Origin of the sequence: Microbacterium sp. NPDC056057 (genome assembly GCF_042266945.1) — a bacterium.
GTDB lineage: Bacteria > Actinomycetota > Actinomycetes > Actinomycetales > Microbacteriaceae > Microbacterium > Microbacterium trichothecenolyticum_C.
On record NZ_JBHJWS010000003.1, the window covers coordinates 422,249 to 445,877 of the forward strand.

The window sequence follows — 23,629 nt, forward strand, 5'->3', positions numbered from 1 at the left end:
TGTTCAGGTACACTCCGCCCTGCACCCGCATGAGCTCCGTCCCGCCGGGGGCGACGATGAGCTGGCCGAGGATCTGGAACCCGAAGCTGAAGGGCTGCAGGACGAAGGTCTCGGTCAGGTCGGAGCCGCCGGGACCGACGCCGGGGAGCGTGATGACCTCGGTCTTGACCTCGTTCGTGAGGTTGATGCGCAGTTGTGCGGAGCCGTCGAGGTGGATGCCGAACTGCTCGAGGAACTCGAAGTTCATCTCGACCGACGCGACGCCCCAGAACTGCGGGATCGGGTGCATCGGGTTGGTCGACTCGTCGCCGACGAGCAGCACGAAGCGTCCGGCGGTCGCGCCGAGGGTTCCGAGCTTGTAGACCTCGATCTGACCGACGAACGTCAGCATGAACAGGTTGCGCGTGGTGTCGATCTCGAGGACGACCTCCGCGTGGATGTGCAGGAGCGGTTCATCGAGGAAGTCGCCCGCCTGCAGCATGATCCCGCCGGACAGCTCGATGAAGAACGAGGTTCCCTGCACGATCAGCCTGAAGCTCTGCGCGTCGCCGTCGGCGAGGTTTCCGGCTGTGTCGCGCCATGCCCCCGGCGCGAAGGTCACGGTGACGGTGCCCGCGGTCAGGTCGGACGCCAGCGTGTACGAGTAGCGGGCGATGCCGTCGCCGAACTGCACCCCGGCGTACGTCATCGCCTGCGTCCCGCCACCGGTGAGCGTCAGATCGTCGGCGCCGAGGCTCGTGGTGTCGACGGCCGCGCCGGCGACGGGGGTGAGACGCACCCCGATCCACGTGCGCGGGCGGATCACGGCGTCGGTGAGGTTCGCCTCGGCGGACGCTGCCGCCGGGTGGCTCGCGGCCGAGTAGATGACGCCCTGCGTGTTCTTCCACGATCCGTCGACGAACGACACGGTGATGTCACCCGAGACGTGACCCGAGAAGAAGTAGCGGTATGTCGTGCCGGTCACGAGGAGCGCGGCCCCGATGACGTCGAGCTCGGTCGTGCCGACCTTGACGACGATCTCGGAGTCGGCGTCGGTGATGGTCGCGGCGTCGACCTGGAGGCCGCCCAGGGCGTGGAACGTGATGTCGACCCAGCCGCGCTGCGCGAGCTCGCTGACGTCGAGCACGGACCCCGGCGTCGGGTCGATGAGCGCTGCCGTCGGGGCGGTGACCGTGAAGGCCTCGGTCTCCGACGAGTTGAGCACCCCGCCGATGTCGGCGAAGCTGCCGGCCCGGAACGTCATCGTGTAGGAGCCGACGGCGAGGTTCGCCGTGAAGGAGTAGCGGTAGGTGTCGCTCGTTCCCACGCGGACCGGCGCGGAGAGGGTGATGAGGTTGCCGGCGGCGTCGCGGAACTCGAGCTCATCGCCGTTGATGGTCGAGTGGTCGATCCCGGAGCCGGAGGCGCCGCGGAAGCGGATCTCGAAGTACTTGAGGCCGTTGACGAGGTCTCGGCCGATGGTGGCACCGGCGATCTGGCGGACCGTCGCCTCGTTCGTGGTCGGCGTGGACGGGTTGTCCGGCACCGTCTGCACGACGTCGCCGGTGGCGCCCACGACCTGGAAGGACTGGGTGAGGGTCGTGCCGGCCGGAGGCCCGCGGTCCGGATTCACGGTGAACGCCGTGAGGTCGAACACCACGTCCACGCGGCCCGGGAGGAAGGTGCCGCGCAGGAGGAACCGCCAGGTGTTGCCGCCGAGGGGGACCACGCCCGTGATCTGCACGCCGTTCGCCCCGGGGCCGCTGAGCACGAACTCGTCGCCGTCGACCGAGCCGGGGACGATCGCGTACGTGATGCCGCCGACCGACACCGGCGGGATGAACGTCACGTCGAGGTAGGTGACCTGACGTTCCGCTGCGTTGATCGTGATCGGCTGCGGAACCCCGGCCTGCGTGCCCGCGGACGGCTGCGCACCGCTGTATGCGGTGGTGCCGTCCGTCAGCGTGTACGACCAGCCGCCGGCCAGGAAGGTGACCTCCACGTCGTCGCCCGCCGCCAGCGGCACGGCCAGCTGGTAACGCACCCAGACGACCCCGTCCTCGACGGACAGCAGGGTGCGCGCTCCGAGGGTGACCGCCCCGCCGTTCACCTGCAGCGTGATCTCGGGGAGGCCCGCGATCAGCGTGGCGGTGTCGATGAGCAGTCCCGTCGGAACCGCGAACGGCACGTCGATGTAGTCGCGCGCGGGTGCCGTGTACGCGGCATCCGGAACCGGCGTCGTGGTGTCGGAGTACCCGACCTGCACCGCGGCGATCGTGACGGACGACGTCGCGGTGGCCGCCGTCTCGCGCTCGACCACGACCGGCACGATGAACTCGAAGGCGCCCGAGCCTGCGCGGATGGCGCGCGACGTGTCGCGCACCACGGTCCACCCGGCGGCCGACGCGGTGAACACGAGCGCGCCGAGACGGCTGATCACGGATCCTGCATCGACCCCGTAGCCGGACGGAAGCCCCGCGCCCGCAGCATCCGGGAACGTCACGGTGATGTCCGCACTCCACGCGAGGGGCGGCTGCGGTGCCGGTGCCGGTGCCGTGAGGGAGGAAGCCGTCGGGGCGACCGCCGCGAGGTACGACCAGCCGCCCGCGAGCTGGGTCAGCTGCACCGAGAGGCCTGCTTCGTACTGTCCCGTGAGCCAGAAGCGGAAGCGGAGCTTGCCGGCCGGCGCGCCGGTGATCTGCGCGGGCGCTCGAGCGCCGTCCAGCACGATCGTGCCCAGGCCCTCGCCGAAGAGCTCGAACTCGGGTGCGAGGTCGAGGATCGACGCGATGTCGAGGTTCCGGCCGTTCACCGCGGCGTCGAAATCGACGTCGACGTACGCCGTGGGCGTGACGGTGAGGGTCTGTCCCGGCTGGGCGCCCGCCGAGACGGTGCCCCGGTAGCCGAGCGCGCTCGCGGCCAGCGTGGCGGTCAGCGCGCCGCCGCCGACGGTGGTGACGATGACCGGGATGCGGAACTCGCCGGGCGTTCCCGTCGCCGTGATCGGCGCGGATGCGTCGCGCGTCAGCGCCCAGCCCGTGCCGCCGAGTGTCAAGCCGGCGAGGCGGCTGATGACGGAGTCGGGGTCGACGGTGAAGCCGGCGGGAAGCCCGAACTGTCCACCGGTCGGGAAGAGGATGCCGACGCTGCCCGCGCCCGTCTCGGTGGGTTCATCCGTGACGGTGAGCGCACCGCTGAGCGTGAACAGGTACGACCAGCTGCCGGACAGGAACGTGAGGTTGACCGCGCCGGTGGTCGCGAAGCGGCCGGTGAGCCAGTAGCGGTACGTCAGGGTGGTCGTGGTCGTGTCGACGAGCTGCGGCGCCTGCGTGCCGTCGAGCTGGATCGTGCCGAGGCCTGGGCCCGACAGCTGGAACTCGGCGGCGAGATCAGTGATCGACGCCTGGTCGATGGTGAAGAGCGTCGGCTTGGTGAACGTGACCGTGATCCACGCCCGGCCGTTCACGACGTTGATGTCGACGGAGGCGCCCGGGGTCGGGTTCGTGATGACCGCGGTCGCACCGGTCACGGTGAAGGACAGCTGCGTGGCGGCACTCGGGGCGCCGGCGGTCGTGCCCGCGGCCGTCGTGAGGTCGGCATTCTTGACCGCGCCCTGCGCGAAGTCGATCACCCAGCGCCCCATGCCGAGGTCGTCCGTGCCGATCGCGTAGCGGAAACGGGTCGTGCCGCTGATCCGCACCGCCGCGGTGAGCAGCTGGGCGTCGGTGATGGCGTCGGCCTCGACCCCCTGGGTCTCGGCGAGCGAAGCGCGCGTCAGCACGTCGACGCGTGCGCCGTCGGCCATGTAGAAGGCACCCGTGCTGTCGACCTGCAGCTCGGCGAGCGTCATCCCACCCGCGGTGGTCACCGCGAGGATCGGCACCGGGCGCGTGAAGGTGAACACCCGCGGCGGGTCGGACCCGCGGGTGAGGGTGAACTTCATCTGGTCGGTCAGGACGCTCGCGAGGTCGAGGCTCGCACCGGCCGCCGGCGTGTACGAGATGTCGAGGTACTTCGTCGAACCGGCTGCCCCGTTGACGACGCCGACGTCGATCGTGCCGCCGTTGGTCGTCGGACCTCCGAGGTCGATCACCGGCGGTGTGCCGGTGGCGATCGGGTCCGCACCCTCGACCACGTCGAAGGCCACCTCGTTGCCGGACGAGTCGCGGAAGCCCATCTTGAGCTTCCCGTAGATGGTCAGCAGGCGCACCTGGTCGGGGAAGTCCGCGAGGAAGAGCACCGTGGCGTCGCCGTTGGCGACCTTCGACAGATCCGCGTACAGGCGGCCGCTGATCGAGATGTTGTCCTGCGCGAAGTTCAGCTTGCCGATGATCAGGATCTTGCCGTCGGTCGAGATCTTGACGATCACCTGACCGTTGAACACCGCTTGCGACGTGAAGATCGAATAGATGCGGGCGGACCCGGTGATCACCATCGGCGACGTGAACGCGGCGGCGAAGCCGCTCTGGCCCGGGTTCGTCGAGATCGTCCGGGCCTGCAGGGCGACCTGGTTCTGCAGGGACAGGAGCCACTCGGCGGCCGAGAGCACGGTCGGCAGCTGGAAGGCCGACGAGCGCAGGGCGAACGGATCCTCGATCGACGGCAGCGTCTTGAAGAACTCGACGCCGGCGGCGAAGTCGTTGAGCACCAGGCCGATCTGCGGCACCAGCATGATGCCGCCCGGGATGTTCGCCGTGATGTAGACCTGCAGCGGACCGAGCTCGGAAAGGCCCAGTCGCAGGCCGAACCCGGCGAGGCCGGCGATCGAGATCGTCCCCTCGAGGCCGAGGTAGAACACACGCTGATGCACCGCCGTCGTCGTGTCGAAGACGCCGATGATCGAATAGTTCGAATCGAGTTTCAGGATGCCGCCGACCAGCCCTGCCGACACCTCGCCGCCGAACATCTTGCCCTTGACGGTGACGCCGATCGAGTCGATGCCGATGATCGGGAATCTGCCTTCGAGCAGCAGCGACGGCTGGATGCGGATGCCCTGGATGGCGCCGGTGATCTGCAGGCCCTGCAGCCCCTGAATGCCGGTCACGCTGGCCGACAGGATCAGCACGAAGTCGCCCGGGCGGTTCTCGACGTCGTCCCACTGGATGCCGATCGCGTCGATGCGCACCGGGAGGAACGCCGGCCACTTGAAAGAGTCCCCGGTCGCGGAGCCGACCGAGAGGAACACTCCGAAGCCCGGCAGCGCCTTGAAGGAACCGTCACCGGTGATCGCGAAGTTGCGGCCCTCGCCGGCGATCACGAGCGAGCCGATCGTGACCTTCGCACCGACGGCCTGCAGCTGGACCATGTACTCGGCGCCCTCGGCACCGGTGTCGAGGCGGAAGTCGCGGGCCGTGAGGGTCACGTACGTGCCGAGGCGGATCTCGAGGGTGTCGACGGTGAGCTGGAACGCGTCGACCTTGCCGCCGCTGAAGGTGAGCGCGATGCGGAACGCCTCGTCGTCGGGCGAGCCGTCCGGCCGACGGTCGTCTGCCGTCAGACGGTCGGTCAGTGTGGCGCCGTAGGCGCGGCCGGGGAAGAGTCTGGCGCCGCCTGTCGCGATGTAGATCTGGCCCGTGAACCCGGCGGTCTCGGAGCTCGGCGCGCCGGCCGGCGGGAAGCGGACCTCGAGGCCGGAGACGCCGACACGGATGTCGTCGAGCTCGAGGATCCCTCCGAGTGTGATCTTCCGGTCCGCGGCCGTCGGCGCCAGCGCGTTGCCCGGATCCGGCGTGCCGCCGGCCGTCGGGGCGATGCCGTAGGCCAGCTCGGCCGTGCCGAGCCGGAAGCCGTTGCCGTAGACGGTCAGGCCGGGGATGAGCCCCGCCCCGAGTGCGACGTCGTTGTTGGCGTTGATGTTGGAGGACGCGGCCGGATTGTAGGGCCGCAGCGACCCGGTGATCCCGAAGGACGGGAGCGTGATCGTGGCGGTGTTGATCTTGACGATCTCCTGGTCGATGGCGCCCTTCGGATCGTAGGCGATCTTGATGCCCGTCGCCTGGAGGCGGGCGACCCCGGGGATCTGCGCATCGAGCGCGGCGACCTGCAGACCCCACTTGCCGGTGAGGCGGATGTCGACGTTGCCGCCGAGGAGCCCGAACACGTCGACGGCGAGCTCGAACGAGCCCTGGATGCCGATGAGGTCGACCGTGACGCCGGAGCTCGTCTGCGCCGCCGACTGCTGACCCGTGGTCGGGTTGCCGCCGAAGGCGAGCGATGCCCGCTGGACCCCCACGATCACCGAGACGAGTACCTTGCCGTCGGCGAACCCGAAGCCGCCGAGGCCGATCGTCGGGCCCTGCAGCGTCAGCGGACCGAGTGCGAGCGGACCGCCGGTGGTGATCTCACCGGCCGCCGCGGGCGACACGGTGACCGACAGGCTCTGCGTGCCCTGCGTCGGCCCGCCGGACTGCACGATCGCGTCGCGGTCGAGCACGATCGAGATCGTGCCGGTGCCGGTGAACAGGCCCAGCGTGTTGTTCGGGTTCTTGTCCTTGAGGAAGTACCGGTAGGTAACGCTGGTCGAGCTCGCGGCGGCGCCGGCGATCAGGAGCGGCGCTCCGACGATCGTGGGGCGCGACCCCGTCATCTCGAGGTCTCCGACGAGGCCGCTGATCGTGAACGGCGCGACCGTCGCGTTCTCGATCGGTCCCTTGCTGATCGGGTCTGCCGGCAGCGTGCCGCCCGCCCCATCAGGCTTGGGCAGGTTCGTGAACGTGATGTCGATGTAACCCTGCGCGTTCAGCTGGGCGAGGCTGATCGCCGGTGTGGCGATCGACGCGACCGGGGCTGATACGCCGCCCGGCGCGACGGGCGCCAGCCGGAAGAACTGCTCCTGTTCGCCGACCAGCGACGCGCCGCCCGCGGTCACGCTGCCGTCGATGAAGGTGATCGTCACGATCGCGGCGCCGGGCAGGGCGGGGCCGGTGATCGCGTAGTCCCAGGTGTTCGGCATCCCGGCGACCGCCACCGCCGTGCCGGGCGTCCAGGTGCCGGAGGCGCCGGCGACGCTGATGGAGAACTCGGGGTCGACGTCGGTGACCGAGGTCGCGAGGATCGTGCCGCTCGAGGGCGTGAAGCGCACCCGCAGCGTCGTGATGCTCGATCCGTTGAACACCGAGCCGCGGACCGGGTTGACGAGATCCGCCGTCACCACCGGAGCGGGCTGGGAGCAGATCGGCCGCGGATCCGCCGCGACGCAGGCGGTCTGCGCGAGCGGCATCGCCGAGAGCATGGAGAACGCGGTGAGCTTGAAGTTCACCAGCTGGAAGCCGTTGACCGGCGAGATCGTGAAGCTCGCCAGGCCGCTCATGCTCGCGACGCTCGTGGCGCTGAAGCCCACGAAGATCGAGGCGTTGGACAGCGCGAGCGCCAGGGTTCCGTCCATCTGACGGTTGATGCGGAGCGAGCCGCGCAGGCTCACCGTGTCGCCCGCGCGGATCTCCATGCCGGTCGCGGCGAAGCTGAAGGCACCCGCCGCGACGGAGCCCGCGGCGATGGCGTTCGCGCCCGACCCGGTGGCGCTCGAGAAGGTGAACGTCGTGGTGTCGGAGGTGTTCACCTGGAACTGCACCGTGCCGACGATGTTGAGCCCGTCGAGCCCGAGCAGCGCGAGCTCGCCGGTCGCGCGCAGCGCCCACCCGGTGACGTCGCGCGTGAAGTCGACGGAGGCGTTGCGGATCAGCACGCCGACGGCGGCGGGATTGAGCCCGCCTCCCGCGAGCTTCGACGGCCCCGAACCGATGAAGATCTCGAGTCCCGACCCCGAGAACGCATCGCCGCTGATCGCGAACTGACCCGCGCGGATCTCGAGCACGTCGCCGAAGCTGAAGTCGAGGTCCTGCACGATGAACTGGAAGACGGGTGTCGCGGGCACGTCGAGCGTGAGAGTCTCGCCGCCCACGACGATCGACTGCGTCACCTCCGCGCCCGTGGTGTTCACGGTGAAGCCCAGCGAGGCCGACGCCGAGAAGCCCGGCACCGTGACCGCGGCCTTGCCCGTGATGATGCCCGCGATGCCCCCGGTGGTCGTCGTCCTGACCGGGCTGGTCGACGTCGTGGCGCCGGGAGAGAAGACGACGAAGAAGCCCGAGCCCTCCACGATGCCGGGGTTGTCGCCGCCGGTGTCCTCGCCGGCGTCGAGCGTCACGTTCGCGAGCGCGATCTTGCTGACCTGGTTGACGCCCGAGCCGATCCGCTCGAAGGCGAAGTCCGCGGTGATCGTGAGGGTCTCGGTGCCGGTCTGGATGCCGATCTCGATGTTCTCGGCCGCGACGCGCAGGAACGGACCCTTGGGCAGCCGCAGCACGCGGACATTGGCCTGCAGGGCCGCCTGGTTGCCGTTCGCGTTCCAGGTGACGGTGTACTGGTTGCCCGCGAGGGCGACCGTCACGCGGTCGGTGGCGGCATCCGAGTCGAGGAGCGCCTCGATGGCGGCATCGACGACGGATGCTGCGGCCCCGACGGCGATCGGACCGCTGATCTCACTCGCCTCGAGCACGCCGTCCTTGTCGGCGTCGATCGCGAGCGTGAAGGTGCCGCTCGGCGCCGAGACGGTGATGCGCTGGACCTCGGCCGAGCCCGCCTTGCCGTCGGCCACCGTCGTCACCGAGACTCCGGCGAACTGGAACACCTCGTTCACGACGACCCCCTGGCCGTTCGTGACGAGCGTGTTCAGCTGCAGCGTGAGGTCGGCGGTGATCGTGAGGGGCAGTCCCGGGGTGGTGACGCTGCCGGCGATCTCGCCCGCCATGCCCGTGGGCGTGATGATGAACGCGCCGCGCCCGTTCGTCAGCTGAACCCCGACGTCGTCAGCGGTCGACGCGAGGTCGGCCCCTGGGTCGCCGAGGAAGAGCTCGACGTCGGTGAAGGCCATTCGCACGATCTTGGCGCCGGCGGCGGTCTTGGTCTGCTCGAAGACGGCGACACCCTTGAGCGTCTGGCCGAGGATCCCGATCGCGGCCGGGTCGCCGACGAGGCCGACCTGTACGCGGAGCGTGTTCTTGGGGATGGAGAACGCGACCGTCGATCCGCCGACCTCGAGCGACGGGTTCGCGTCGACCAGGGTGTTGTTGACCTGCACGATGATGTCGGCGTCGACGGAGACGCCGGGCAGCACCGCGGGGTTCAGCGTGATCCCGGCGACGAGTGCTCCGGCGATGCCGCCGCGAGTCACCTCGATGATGCCCGCGGAGATGGTGGCGGTCACGTAGGTGCGGGTGCCGTCGCCGAGCTCCAGCACCACGTCCGACAGCGCCAGCGTGATCCGGCCGCTCGGGGTCTCCTTCGCGAACGCGAAGTCGCCCGTGAGGCGCTGCCCCATCACCTCGAGGGAGATGTCGAGCCCCGCGACCTTGAGCCCCGAGGCGATCGTCGCGCCGTCGACCGGGTACGGGTTCAGGAGCGTGTTGATCTGGACCTCGAGCGTTCCGGAGAACGACACCCCGGGGATGAACAGCTCCACCGTCGCCTGGATGCGCCCCGCGATGCCGCCGGCGACCGTCCCGCTCTTGCCGACGATGTCGAAGGCGCCGGAGCCGTCGCGCACGACGACGACGTCGCGATCCGGCGTCCCGAGGCGCAGCGACACGTGGGCGAAGCGGATCTTCTGGGTGGTCACGTCGTCGGGCGTGCCCACGCTGCCATCCGGGCCGATCGCCGTGGACTTCTCGAACGAGATGTCGGCCGTGAGCTGCTGACCGGCGATCGTCAGTGTGAGCGCGGTGACCCCGACCCTGAAGTACGGACCGGCCGGAAGCTCGAGGGTGAGCGTCTGGCCGCCGACCGCGAACTCCTCGTCGACGGCGACGGGGACGATCTTGGTGCCGACGGTCCGGCGCATGTCGCTGATCTGCACGCCGACGGTCGCGGTGGCCTGGAGGCCGGGGCCGAGGCGGATCGACGCCGTCGCGCTGATCGACGCGCCGATGCCGGCGCTCGTCACGAGCACGAGAGCCGTGCCGCCGGTGAGCCGCATGCCGATGTCGTCTGCGACGTCGGCAGGGGAGTCGCCGGGGGTTCCGCCGTCGTCGCCCACGAACAACGCCACATTCGTCGCCGCGATGCGCAGGATGTTCACGTCGTCGGACGTGCCGGCGCGCCCGTCGGCGCCACCACCGCGCACCTGCTCGAACAGGAAGGTCCCCGACAGCGACTGGCCGAACACCGTGACCCCACCGGTCACCTCGACGCGCACGAATCGGCCGGCCGGAAGGTCGAGGCTCAGTGCGCCGAGCGTCGTCTTGACGGCGATGGGCGCGGTGTTGATCTGCAGCCGGATCGAGAGCCCGGTGCCGAGCGAGAACGGGATGGCGTCGAGGCCGACGAGGTCGATGTTCGCCGAGACGTCGACCGCCATGCCGGCGGAGGTCAGCAGGAACGCACCGGTCCCGCCGGTCAGGCGCAGCCCGACGTCATCGGCGTCACCGGCGCCCTTCGGGTCGCCCAGGAAGAGCCGGACGTCGGATGCGGTGACCTTGACGACGCGGGAGGCGCCGACGCCCGCCTGCTCGAAGGTGAAGTCACCGGTGAGGGTCTGGCCGGCGAGGTCGAGGGCGAGGTCGTCGACATCCAACGCGAACGCCTTCGCGGCGCCGGGTCGCGTGTCGATCGAGAGCGTCATCGCGGCGGAGGCGGCCACGCCGGGCACGGCGAGAGTGACGGTGCCCGACACGGAGCCGAACATCCCGGTCGCCCCGAGCTCGAGAGTGCCCGCGCCGCCCGCGAGCGTCAGGATGTCCGTCCCGCCGTCGCCGATCCGCAGACCGACGTTCGCGAGCACGATCGTGGTCGTGGTCCCGGAGCGCTCGAACGCGAAGTCGCCGGTGAGCGACTGGCCGGCGATCGCGAGGACGACGCCCGTGCCGCTCACGCGGACGGCGAGGTTGCCGGGCAGATCGAGCGCGACCGTACGTCCGCCGACGGTCACGGACTCGGTGACCGGGGTGGCCGACTGGTTCATCGCAAGCGCGAACGAGCCGGCGATCGTGACGCCGGACGGCAGCAGCGAGCCGAGGTCGAGCGTCCCACCCAGACGCATCGCCATGCCGGCGGGCGTCAGGACGATGATCCCCTCGACGCCGGTGAGGATCGGCGCATCGGATCCCAGCCGCACTGCGCCACCTGCGACGGCGATGACGGTGCGCGCCGACCCGCCGCTCGACGTCGCCTGCTGGAACAGCAGGTTCGCGGTGAGGGTCACGTCGCCGATCACGACCGCGATGCCTTCGCCGGCGATCCGCAGGTACGGCCCGGCCTCCAGCCGCGTGTGCGAGGGATCGGCGAGCACGACCGCCTGGCTCGACCGATTGATCTCGAACCGCAGCGCGGACGCCGAGACCGTGACGCCGCCGCCGAGCGAGATGCTCGCACCTTCGATGGTCAGGATGCCGGCGAGCCCGGTGGCGCCGATCTGCAAGGCCCCCGCCAGCGAGAGCTCTCCGATCGGCGCTCCGAAATCGGCGACTGCAGCGATCGAGACGTCGACGATCCTGACGCCGCCGACGGTGCGCTGCGAGAAGCCGACCTCACCCTCGGTGAGCAGGAATCCGCCGATGTCGATGGTGATGTTCTCGCCGGCCACGGAGATCGAGCTCGCCGCCGGATCGGTCGTGTCGAGCACGACCGCGAAGTCCCCGCTCACGAGGATCCCGGGCAGCGTCACCGCGAGGGTTCCGCTCACGGCGCCGGCTACGCCGGTGGAGCTGAGCACGAATTCACCCTCACCACCGGTGAGCGACACGAAGTCCGTGGTGCCGTCGCCGAAGCCGGCGCTCGCGTCCGCGATGGTGATCACCGTGGTGGCCGACGGGCCGCTTCCGGACTGGGTGAACGTGAAGTCGCCCGAGAGCCGCTGCCCGGCGACGACGATCGCCACATCGGTGCCCTCGACGCGGAGGAACGGGCCGGCGAGCAGATCGAGGGCGACAGTGGTTCCGTCGAGCTGGAAGCTCTCGTCCACCGCAGGGCCGGAGTTGACCGCGACGGTGAACGTGCCGCTGAACCGCACGGCGTCCCCGGGGACGAGGAATCGGACCGTGCCGGTGATGCGTCCGGCGAGCCCCGAGTCCCGCATGAGGAATACGGCGGAGCCGTCGGTGAGCCGAACGCCCGCAGTCGCGGTTCCGAGCGACAGCGTCAGCGCCGACGCGATGATCACGGTGGTGCTGGGTGCCGGGGTTCCCGGGGGAGCGCTCGGCAGCACCGGCCCGCGCACCTGCGAGAAGACGAAGACACCGGAGAGCGTCTGGTCGGCGATGGTGAGGGCCGCCGGCGCGGCGAGGGTGCCCACCTGAACGCGCAGCGAACTCGCGGGCAGCACCACTCCGCCGACGGTGCGGGCCGCCGTCGAGGTGTTGAGCTGCAGGCCGATGTCGCCCGTCAGTTCGACCTCGTCGCCCGCGTTGAGCGTCAGATTCGCGACCAGGACCGTCGCGAGGCCCTGCGGCGTGAGTTCGAGCGTCCCGGCGGCGACGGTGGCGATGGCGACGCCGTCTCCGAGGCTGAGGGTGAGGGGCGATCCGCCGTCGCGGGCGTCGGCCCCGAAACGCACGCGCAGCCCGCCTCCGGCGAGCGTCTCGAAGGCGAACGTGCCGGTGAGCTCCTGCCCGGCGACCGCGAGGGTGAGGTCGCCGACCACGAGCAGATGCGGCGCTCCCGCCGCGCCCTCCGCCACCGTGACGGCATCGTCGCCCGTGCCGAGCACCTGCTCGGTGGTGGTCTCGTTGTAGGAGATCCACGCCGTGCCCGCGAGGGTGACGCCCGGGATGCCCACGAGCTCGACCGTTCCCGAGATCGCGACGACGCGGCTGCCGGTGGTGCCCTTGACGAAGCCGTTGACGCCGGTCAGGTAGAGGCCGACGGCGAAGGGGTTGCGTGCGTCGTCCTCGACGAATCCAGGACCTTGCCCGACGAACACCGTGAGGTCGGACACGGCGAGCTCGGCGCCGCTGAAGTCGACGCTGCCGATGATCTCGACGAAGTCGCCGAGCTTGATCGAGCCCGATACCGCCAGGGCGATGAAGGCGCCTCCGGCGTCGGCGATCTCATCGGCCGCGAAGACGAGCGGCACGTCCACTCCGCCCACCGCGATCGTCTGGTTGAGCGGCTGCGTCGTGCCGTTGTACCGGACAGCGACGGTGGCCTCCGCCTCGAGCCCGCCCGCCGCGGCCGCGATGGCGCCGGAGAACGTGCCGACGATGCCGCCGGTCGTCAGCAGGAACGCACCGCGACCGTCGACGATCTCGAGCCCATCGCCGCCTTCAGGCGTCAGTGCGACCGAGACGTCGCTGAACGCGATGGTCGTGACTCCGGTCGCGGTTCGGCTGAGGAGGAAGTTCCCCGAGAACGACGGGCCGCCTGCGACGCCCAGCACGCCGCCGGTGACGGCGAAGTGCAGGAAGGGGCCGGCGGGGACGTCGATGCCCAGATCGGTGCGGCGCACCGCCGCGGTCGACGTGTTGATCGCGAACTCGATGTCGCCGCCGAGCGTGAGACCCGCGGGGAGCGAGAAGATCCCGGTCACGCTGCCTGAGAAGCCGGCAGCGACACCGCCCGGCGTCACGACCAGGGCACCCGACCAGTGGTGCGCCGCGGTGACGTTCACGAACGTCCCGAGCTGCAGCGTGAGGTCGGTCACCGCGAAGGCGACCTCGCCGGCCGGGGTGCGGCTGACGAGCACGCGGGCGGCGCCGAGCGACTGGCCCGCGACCGTGATGCTCGCGCCGGTCACCTCGATCTTGAGGCCCGGCTGCACGACGACCTCCGCAGGTCCACCCGGGTCGAGGGTCACCGCGGCGAGGCCGGAGTTGACCTGCACCGCGACGTCGCCGCTCACCGCCAGCCCGGGCACCGTGACTTCCAGCGTGGCCGCCAGCGAGCCCGCCATGCCGGCGGCCGTGATCCGGAAGGACCCCTGGATGCCCGTGACGCGCACGAGGGGCGACGTCGGGGTGCCGAAAATGATGACGCCGCTCGACACCGTCAGCGTGAGCGCGGTGCCCTGCCTGACGACCTCGATGTCCCCGGCGAGGGTCTGGCCCGCGATGACGATCGCGAGGTCGTCGCCCACCACCCGCAGATACCCGCCCGATCCGCCCGCGGGGAGGTTCACCGACACGGTGCCCGCACCCACCCGGACGGTCTCGTCGACCTCCGCAGAGGTGGTGTTGATCTCGATCGTCAGCGTCGCGGCGATGCTGACGCCGGGCACACCGGTCAGCGCGGCCGTGCCCGTGACGCGGCCCGCGAGTCCGCCGGTCGACGGGAGCACGAAGAGCGCCTCGCCACCCGTGAGTGAGAGCGCCGCGGAACCCGCACCGATCGAGACCGAGACGTTCGCAAGTGCGATGCGGGTGACCACAGAGTCGTCGGTGCCGCCCGCGACGCCGTCGGCACCGTAGGAGGTCGCGCGTTCGAACGCGGCATCCGCGCGGATCCGCTGATCCAGCACCGTCAGGACGACCCCGGTCCCGGCGATGCGCAGGTACGGCCCGGCGGGGACGTCGATGGTCACGATGCCGGCGCCGACCTGGAGCGTGTCGTTCACCGCGAGCGAGGTCGTGTTCACCTGCAGGTCGAAGGAGCCCTCGAGGGAGAAGGCCGAGCCCGACACGTCCACCGTGAGCGCGAGCGAGCCGGCCACACCGTTCGGGGTGATGACGAACAGCCCCGAGCCGTCGCTCACCGTGAGCGGGCCGAGGGCGAGGGCGACGTTCGCGACGCCGACCCGCACCACCGTCCCGGTCGCGCCGGTCACCTGCTCGAAGGTCACGTCGGCGCTGAGCGACTGGCCGAGTACGGTGATCGTGAGGTTCTCGCCGCCGACGCGAATCAGGCCGCCGGGGAGGGCTTCCGACCACCCGGCGACGGTCTGCGCCGTGCCCGTCGTGTTGAAGGCGACGGTGATGGTGCCCGTCACCGCGATGTCGGAGACCCCGAACGCGACGGCGACGGTGATCGCGCCGTACGCCCCCTCGGGTGCGAGCACGATCGTCGCCGTCGAGCCGGTGCCGGATGCCGGCTGGCTCACCGTGAGCAGCGGGGCCGCTCCGCCGAGCACGATCCGCGTGTTGCGAAGGGTGAGGGTCAGCGTGCCGCCGCCGTCGTCGACGACCTCGATGTCGGTGGTCAGCGTCTGCCCGGCGATCGTGACCGCGAGTCCCGTGCCGGCCACCCGCACGTAGCCGGTCGCGCCGCCCGCCGGCAGCGCGAGCGTCAGGGTCTGGCCGCGGACGAGGAACGTCTGGTCGACGGCATCCGTTCCGGTGTTGAACTCGACGGCCAGTCCGGCCGAGAAGGCGACGCCGGGGACGTCGAGGGTCAGATCACCGGTGATGCGGCCGGCGAAGGTCGAGGAGGCGCCCGCGGACGACAGCAGGATCAGCGCGGCTCCGCGCGACAGCACGAGGGCATCGCCGGCGAGCCGCAGCTCGACGTCCGTGGCGGCGATCCGCAGGAGCGTCTTCGTGGTGTCCGGTGCACCTCCCGCGCCGAGCGGCGTGACCCGCTCGATCGCCAGGTTCGCGGTGAGCGACTGGCCGAGCACCTCGAGCGTGAGGCCTGCTCCCTCGAAGCGGAGGTACGGACCGGCGGCGACGTCGAGCACCTGCGCCGTGGTTCCGACGACCACCGACGCCTGCACGCGCGCTCCCGTGGTGTTGAGCACGAGGGACAGCTCGCCCTCGAGGCTCGCGTCGGCGCCGAGGCGCACCGAGATCGTGCCGTCGATGCGTCCGGCGAAACCTGCCGGCGTGAGCACGAGGATGCCGGATCCCGCGCTCAGCCGCACGCCCAGGTCGTCGTCGAGAGCGGTGCCGGTGTCACCAGGGGTACCGCCGTCGTCGCCCAGGAAGAGCGCGACGTTCGTAAGCCCGACGACCGTGGTGGCGACGCCGTCGGCCGTCACCCTTTCGACGGCGATGTCGGCGCGGATCGTCTGTCCGAGCACGGCGAGGTCGAGGCCGGTGAGCGCGACCCGCAGGTACGGCCCGGCGGGAAGCGCCGCGGTGCCCACGGTCACGGCTGCCGCAGACGTGTTGATCGCGAGCTCGGCGAGCACGGCGTTCACGCCGAGGGCGGCGATCGTGATCGTGGCGCTCAGTGTGCCCGCCACGCCGCCGGAGCGCACGACGAGGTCGCCCTGGATACCGGTGACGGCGACGGCATCTCCGAGGGCGATCGCCCCGTCGCTGACCGAGAGGGTGAGATCGGTGCCGTCACGGCCGAACGAGAACGTGCCGCTCAGCGATTGCCCGCCGAAGGCGAGCGTCGCCCCGCTGACGACGAACTCGGTGATCGCAGCATCCGTGGCGAAATCGACCAGCACGCCCGGCGCGGTGCTGCCGGGGATCTCGATGGTCTGCGTGACCGCCAGGCCGGTGTCGTTGACGCGCACACTGGTCGTGCCGGTGATCGTGACGCCGGGCACGCCGATGATGCTGACCGTGCCCGTCGCGACGAACGCGTGGCCTCCGCCCATCTCCACGAGGCCGATCGTGGCGTCGGTGAGGAGCACTCCCATCGCGAGAGGGTTGAGCGCCCCGGATTCGAGGAACGCCGGACCTCGCCCGAGGAAGATCGTGAGACCGGATGCGGCGACGACGCGCACCGGCACGCCGCCGATGACCGTGTCGCTGAAGGTGAGATTGCCCTCGATCGTGACGAAGTCGCCGATCGTCAGGGTGAGGTCCGACGCGGTCAGGCTGAAGATGATGTCGCCGCTCGCCGGCGCCGGGAGCTTGAAGACCAGGTCCGAGCCGCCGACGCGCAGAACCGTGTCGATGGCGACCGCAGTGGTGTTGATCTGCAGCAGCACGGTGCCGTCGACCGAGATGCCTCCGCCGCCGAGCGACGCCGACCCCGACAGGAAGCCCGCGACACCGTCGGCGCGGAGGATCAGCGCACCCGACCCGTCGAAGAGCGAAGGGTCGGAATCGCCGTCGAGCGTCACGGCGACGCCCGCCATCGCGACGATCGTCTCCGAGATCCCACCCGGCGCTGTCGATCGAGTGAAGGCGAACGAGCCCTCGATCGTGCCCGCCCCCAGGATCTCCGCGGTGAGCCCGGACACCTCGACGCGAAGATACGGTCCTGCCGGCAGGACGCCGCTTCCCGGGTCGAGCGGCCCCGGCGTCGTGTTCACCGCGACGCTCACCGTCGTTCCCGTCACGGAGAGGAACTCGGGCACGCTCAGGTTCGCGGTCGCCGAGATGCTGCCGGCGACGCCGGCGGGGGTGATCAGGAACGTCCCGGTGATGGCTGAGACCGAGACGAACGAACCGAGGCTCGCCGTGCCGCCGGTCACCGCCACCCGATAAGAGGCCGAGCCCGACGCGACGGTCCGCTCGAACCAGACGGTGCCGGTGATCGACACCCCCGCGACGGTGACCGCGAGGGAGGAGGCTCCGACTCGGAACGCACCGGGCGCGATCGCGCCGTGCGCCGCGGTGTCCGTGTTGAATTCCACGGTGAGCGAGCCGGCGCTGATGCTCACTCCGGGAAGGACGAGTGCCGGCGTACCGGTGAAAGAGCCCCAGACACCGCCGGCGCCGACGCCGAGCGTCGCCGTCACACCGGTGACCGTCAGGATCCCGTCGCCGAAGGCGAGGCTGCCGTCGGTGATGCCGATCGTCGTCACGCCACCCGTGCGCTCCACCGATACAGACCCGGTGAGGCGCTGGCCGGCGATGGTGAGCACGATGCCGGTACCCGACAGCTGCAGGTAGCTCGCGCCACCGGCCGGGAGGACCAGCGCGACGTCCGTCCCGCCCACGGTGACGGTGGTGTCGACGTCCGCGCCGGTCGTGTTCAGCCGCACGGCCAGGCCGCCCGTCAACGAGACGCCCGGCAGGGCGACCGCGACGACGCCGGTGAACGAGGCGGCGACGCCGGCAGCCGAGATCACGAGCGCCCCTGCGCCCTTCGTCAGCGTGACGACGGGCGTGCCGCCCGCGGAGAACACCAGCCGGCCGCCTGCGATCCCCGCCCGGACCACCACCGCGCCGGCGGCGTCGACGCCGCGTTGGAAGGTCACGTCGGCGGAGAGCTCTTGACCCGCGATCGTGATCGTCGTACCCGTGGCCTCGATCCGCAGATACGGTCCGGCGGGCAGATCGCCGACGGCGGCGGATCCGGTGTTCACCGCGACGCCGACCAACGATGCGAACGAGAAGCCGGTGACCTCGGACGAGATGCCCGCGCTCAGCCGCCCGGCGACGCCCGTCGACGCGATCGTCAGGGATCCGGTGATGTCCGAGAGGGCGAGGAGGTCGGTCGTGCCCGACGTGATCGCGAAGGAGCCGCCCGCGACGGTGATCCGCGTCTGGGTCGCGCCGTCGACGACAGCGCGCTCCACCGTGAACTCGTCGAAGGTGATCTGCTGTCCGGCCAGCGTCAGGAGGACGCCCGTTCCACTCACCCGCACGTGGCGATCTGCGGCGGCAGTGCTGAGGTCGAGGTCGAGCGACGTGTCGAGGGCGAGACCGGGCACCGAGATCCGCAGGTCGCCGGTCAGCGTGGCGGTGGCCTCTCCGCCGTCGAGGGTGAGGGTGCCTCCGCCGTTCTCGAAGCGGGCGGAGGCCGCGCCGGCGCCGAAGGCGAGCGACAGATTCGCGACGGTCACCGTGAATCCATCGGCCGCGGTGGCGAACGCCAGGTCGCCCGTCATCGCCTGTCCCAGCACCGTGATCGTGAGTCCGGTCCCGCTGTAGGTGTCGCCTTCGGCCGCGGCGAACGAGATCGTGACGTCGCCGGAGCCGTCGCCGAGCGCCACGACCTCGTCGACGACGCCGGTGAACCCGTTCACGCGCGCACGGAAGAGTCCGCTGACGGAGACGTCCGTCCAGCCGGTGAGGGACACCGTGCCGCTCGCGTCCAGCGCCATCGCCGTGCCGGTGGCCGACGACTCCACGTACAGGCCGACGACGGCGCCCGTGAGCGCGAGCCCGCCACCGAGGTCGATGGCGAGGCTTCTGGCGGCGATCGCGACCGCCGTGGTGCCGGCGGCTGTGTCGATCTCGACGCGGCCCGCGAGTGTCGCGGTCACCAAGCCCGTCGCGACGACCGTCGCGGTGAGCACGCCGCTGACGCCGGCGGGCGCGAGCACGAGGGTGCCGCCGCCGTCGGCGAGGTCGAGGGTCTGCGCGCTGCCCGAGGCGAGTGTGGCACGGAGCTCACTGACGATGAGCGTCGTGACGCCCGCCGCGTGCGTGATGCGCACCCTGCCGGTGAGCGTGGTGTCGGCGATGTCCAGCTCGATGTCGCCCGCGAGCGAGAGCCCGTCGGTGCCGTTGTAGCTCAGCGCGGCGTTCGACACCGTCAGTCCGGAGCCGCCGGCGGTGAAGCTCACGGTGCCGCCGGTGAGCGTGAAGTCGACGTCGCCGGTGTCGTCGTGGGAGACCAGTCGCAGCGTCCCGCCGGTGATCTCCACCGCGTCGCCGAATGCTGCCGAGACCCCGGTGGCCGTGATCGTGAGGTCGGAGCCGTCCTGGCTGAGCGTGGCCGACGTCACCGCCAGCTCAGCGATCTCGGTGCCGCCCGCCGACACCGAGATGCCGAACGACGTGTCGGGTGTGACCGGGCCCAGGGTGATCAGCAGGCTCCCGGCGTCGAGCGTCGTCGCGCCCGCGAGCGTGTACGTCGCGCTCACTGCGGCGCTCGCCTGGATGCGCAGAGCGCCGACGGCGAGGTCGGGCCGGAGCGTCGCGGTGAAGCTCGCCGTCCCCGTGTACGGCGAGGTCAGCCCGCTCAGCGCGATCGAGAGGTGGATGCCGGTCAGCGAAAGTGCGTCGCCGAGCACGATGTCGTCGAGGTCCTGGTCGTACGGATGGCTCGCGACGTACGCCTCGAGCTGCTGCACGATGATGCCGACGATGCCGGCCAGCGGGGAGCCCGCGACGTAGTCCGAGAAGTGGGGGAGCGCGGCGGTCAGCGTGCCGGCTGCGGCATCCGCGGTGGTCGCGATCGCCTGGACCGAGCCGTCCGGTGCGACGTACCAGATGCGCGGCTGCCCGATCGTGCTCGCGACGGCGATGGTCAGCACCGGATCGATCAGGAAGGTCGAGATCAGGGTGCCGGTCCGGGCATCGTACGCCCGGAGGTCGAAGACGGCGGAGCGGGTGAGGATGCCGGAGACCGCAGCATCCCGTGCGGTGATCGTGACCCAGGCGTCGGCGGGCAGTGCGCCGGCCGCGAACGAGAGGGTGGCGCGACCGAGGGTGACGGTGCCGCCTGCGGCGGCGGAGACGAGGACGGCCCCGGCAGGCGGCGTGATCGCCGGCGTCTGCGCGGAGGGCGAGATCTCGAGGGTGGCGGTGGGGTCGAGGAGGGAGATGGCGGCGTCGACGTCGACGCGGAGGGAGACGGGTCCGTCGGCCGCCGGGGGGCCGCGCCCGGCGTGGAGCACCACATCGCCGCCGGCGACGATCGGGCCGTTCACCCGCACCGTTCCGGCACGCAGCAGGGACGGGAGCAGGAAGGTCTCGCCGCCGAGGGCCCCCGCGCCGCCGGTCGTCGTCGTACCGCCGCTCACGGCGGCGAGGCTGACGCCGCCACCGGAGCGCAGCGGCGCCGATGCGGCACCCAGCGAGCCGAGCGAGGTGGTGACCGTCGCGGCGATCGCGACGCCGCCGAAGGCTCGGACGGGAACAGCGGTCGGGGCGAGCGCGGGCAGCGACGCCGTCGCCCCGCCGAGGCCGGCGAGCACCGACACCGCGGTCGATGGTGCACCGGCACGGCCTTTCGCGACGATGGCCGTGGCATCCGACCGCCCGACCGCGGCGAGCTCCACCGCACCAGCGACATCGGCGCCGCGCGCCAGTCGCACCGCGGCGTCGTGGACACCGAGGGCGAGTGCGGCACCCGCGCCGGCGGCGCGGACGGTCGCCGTCTGCTCGGCGCGGAGCGAGAGGTCCCCGGCGACCGCGAGCGGCGAGCCGCCGTCGACCGAGGCCGAGGTGAGCGCCGTCGACGAGACGAGCGCCCAGCCCGCCCCGCCGTCGGCGGCGACGGCGTGGCGCGCGGTGGCGCGGACGGTGAGATCTGAGACGCCGCTCAGCACGGCTCCTTCGCCCACCGCGGCGCCCGACACCTCGCGCACGACGAGAGCCGTGATGCCGTCAGCTGCCTCCGCGGTCGCGTCGATGGACGAGTCCGCCTGGACCGTCGCCTGCGTCTCGTCGAGAGCGACCTTGGCCGACGGGGCGAAGCGGGCGATGGTCTCGAGGAACGCGCGGCCGACGGCGACCGCTCCCGCGTGGGGGTTCGCCGCGAGCGCGGCCCCGCTGAGCTCGGACTGCGCGGGGGCCGAGCCACCGGTGCCCGCCGCGACCACGCGCAGCGACCCCGCGGCGGTCGCGAGCAGGAGGAGCCGCGCCGCGGTGATCGACTGATCGCCCTCGACGACGGCGTGAGTGAGGCGTACGAGGTCTGCCTCGGCGAGTCCGAGTCCGGCGCCGCCTGCGGCGATCGCGCTCGCGGAAGCGGCGTTGCGCGCTTCGATGCGGACGCTGCCGGGAGTGGTGATCGTGGTGGTGCCGCCGACGCGCGTCACGGCCGACGACTGGTTCTTCACGAGGGCTGCGAGGCCGTTCGCGGAGGAGGCGGTCGTCGAGGAGCTGCTGAGCAGCACGTCGCCGGTCGCAGAGATGGCGGAGTCCACCACCGCGACCCCTGCGGACGACGAAGACCACGGGCCTGTCGCATCCGTCGAATCGGCGCGCAGAGTCACCTCGCCGCCGGAGAGCCGCGCGCCCGTGACGGTGACAGAGGCCGCGGCATCCTCTCCGTGCGTGCTCGCGTCGCTCGCGACGAACGTGATCGCTCCGTCGCGGTCGGCACCGGTCGTGTCGACGGACGCGCCGGGGCGCACCGTGATCGATCGCGCCTGGATCGTGAGGTCGGCCCCCGGAAGGACGACCGCGCCGTCGACGGCTACGGCGCTGCGGCCGGTGATGAGCGCCGCCACACGGGGGGCCAGGAAGGTCAGGCTCGCGACCACGGCATCCAGCCGCAGCCGGGCGGGCGTGCCCGACAGCACGACGGCAGCCGGGAGGCCCTTCACCAGCAGCGCGTCGAGCGCGCCGTCGATCGCGAGCGCGAGTCCCGCGATTCCGGTGAGGTCGACCGTGAACGACGCGGCGCCGTCCACGCCGCGCACGATGACGTGGGTCAGCCCCTGCGCCTCGACGGCGACGGTCGCGCCGGAGCCGGAGGTGAAGACGATGCGCCCTCCGACGAGGGCGATGCCGCCGGCTGCGGCCTCGGCCGCGGTCAGGGCGAGGGTCGCGGTGCCGTCGGCCACGGTCCAGCCGAGGGCTGCCGACGTCGGCGCCGCCGACGTCTCCGGCGTTGTCGCATCGGTGGTCGGCGCGTCGGCGGGCTGCTCCACGGTGGCGGGCGCGGCCGGCGTCTCGGCCGTCTGCTCGACCACCGGAGCGGGCACCTCCACCGGCGCGGGCTCCGCCGGCGCGGCTTCTGCCGGTGCCGGCTCTGCCGGTGCGGGGGGCTCGGGCGCGGGGAGGATCGATGCGTCCACTCCGCGGCTCTCACCGGGCGACAGCGTCTCGGCCATGAGCCCGCCGCCGTGACCGGCCCCGAGCGCGTGCCCGACCTCGTGGCGCACGACGGTGAGGAGGTCCATGCGCGACCAGCCCCACCCTGCGGCGTCGTCGTCGATCACGATCGCGCGACCGGATGCCTCGCCCAGGCGCGCATCCGGCAGCGAAGCGACGGACGCGGTGATGCCCGAGACGTCCGCTCCGGCGTTCGCCCACTCACCCAGGACCTGCGCCAGGGCGCCCGCGAGCGCGCCCGCGCCGAGGAACTGGTCGGGGCCGACGGGATCGCTGGGCGTGCTGGACGCGCTCATGGGCTGCGCGGCGTCGTCGTCCTCGGCCGCAGGCGGCGGGGTCGGAGTCGGCGTCGGTGTGGGCGGGGGCGTCGTCACTCCCGCGCCGTCGTCGCCCGAGATCGTCGCATCGCCGTTCTCCATCGGGCACGAGATCGAAGCGGGCTGCCCGTTGGTCCCGCCGACGGTGGTGCACTGGCTCGTCGAGAGCGCCTTGGCGAGCGCCGCGAGCGCCTCCTGCAGCTTCGCATCCGCTTCCGCCTGGGCCTGCGCGGCCTGCTGGGCCACGGCCAGCTCCGTGACGTACGCGCTCTGCTCCGCACGCACCACGCGCTCGCGACGAGCCGCCTCCGCGCGCCGGTCCTCCTGGGCGGCGAAGACGGAATCGAGCGCCGCGCGAGCCTCGTCGCGGGGCAGCACCTGGACGACGACGACCTCGGCGTCGCGCAGGTGGATGATCTCGGCCGGGGTCTGTGCGGGAGTCGTCGCGGGGGCTGTCGGCGCCGCCGGCGTTCGCTCGGCCGCGATCGGCTCCGGGGTGGCGGCATGCGCCGGCACGACGCCGGCGACGACGAGGGCGACGCTCACGAGGGCGGCGAGGGCGGCGGAGCCGGCACCGCGCGCGCGCCGACGAGCGGCGCTCTTGCGCGCACCCGATTCAGCTGCCCCCGACGGCATGATTCCCCCACGCCTGACCCCACCACCCGAAGCGGGGTCAACGTGGCCGAGTATGGCACCGACGCCGGATCGGTTACAAGCAGATTTCCCCAAACATCGGGACTTCTGCGGCGTGTCGCGAAATCTCTTCGG

Annotated in this window: 1 protein-coding gene (only partly in view); it reads right to left on the bottom strand. The window is 71.6% G+C overall.

Going from position 1 to position 23,629, the window contains the following annotated elements:
* Positions 1-23,497, bottom strand: the 5' portion of a protein-coding gene (locus tag ACFC1K_RS14005; RefSeq protein WP_375872083.1) for a hypothetical protein. The gene continues 13,940 nt to the left of window position 1, outside the view; only the first 23,497 of its 37,437 coding nucleotides appear in the window; its start codon is at positions 23,495-23,497; its stop codon lies beyond the left edge, outside the window.
* Between the last annotated feature and the right edge of the window lie 132 nt (positions 23,498-23,629).